Origin of the sequence: Bradyrhizobium sp. NBAIM08, assembly GCF_020193935.1 — a bacterium.
In the GTDB taxonomy this organism is placed as follows: domain Bacteria; phylum Pseudomonadota; class Alphaproteobacteria; order Rhizobiales; family Xanthobacteraceae; genus Bradyrhizobium; species Bradyrhizobium yuanmingense.
This window is the reverse complement of the sequence record NZ_JADYVR010000288.1, coordinates 1-455: the sequence shown is the minus strand read 5'-3', so window position 1 is coordinate 455 and position 455 is coordinate 1. Positions and strand designations below refer to the sequence as shown.

Below are 455 nucleotides of genomic sequence, written 5' to 3'. Positions count from 1 at the left end.
CAGTTATTGAAACTCCTGCTCAATTCAAAACAGTTGTAGAAGCTGTTGAGAAAATGTCAGTTATTGAATTACACGAACTTGTTAAATTTCTAGAAAAGAAATTTGGCGTATCAGCTTCAGCTGTTGCTGTTGCTGGTCCTGCCGCTGCAGGTGCTGCTGCTGATGAGAAAACATCATTCGATGTTACTCTAACAGACGCTGGAGCAAACAAGATCTCAGTTATCAAAGTTGTTAAAGAGGTTCTAGGTCTAGGTCTTAAAGAGGCTAAAGATCTAGTTGATGCAGCTCCTTCAGTCCTAAAAGCAGGAATGAAGAAAGAAGAGGCAGATGCTCTTAAGAAACAAGTTGAAGACGCAGGAGGAAAGGTAGAGCTTAAATAAAAACTCTCCTCACTCTAGGGAACAACAGAATAAAGACCATTGGGACCCAATCCCAATGGTCTTTTTCTTCTGACT

General features: G+C 40.7%; 1 protein-coding gene. It reads left to right on the top strand.

The genetic code is table 11. From position 1 onward, the window contains the following. Positions 1–53 precede the first annotated feature (53 nt). Positions 54–380: a 50S ribosomal protein L7/L12 gene (gene rplL, locus I6F37_RS39535; RefSeq protein ID WP_249795441.1), complete on the top strand. Its 327-nt coding sequence runs from the start codon at positions 54–56 to the stop codon at positions 378–380. Positions 381–455 lie beyond the last annotated feature (75 nt).

Coding starts and splice junctions, on each gene's coding strand:
- rplL (WP_249795441.1), top strand. CDS start 54: ATGTCAGTTATTGAATTACACGAACTTGTTAAATTTCTAGAAAAGAAA.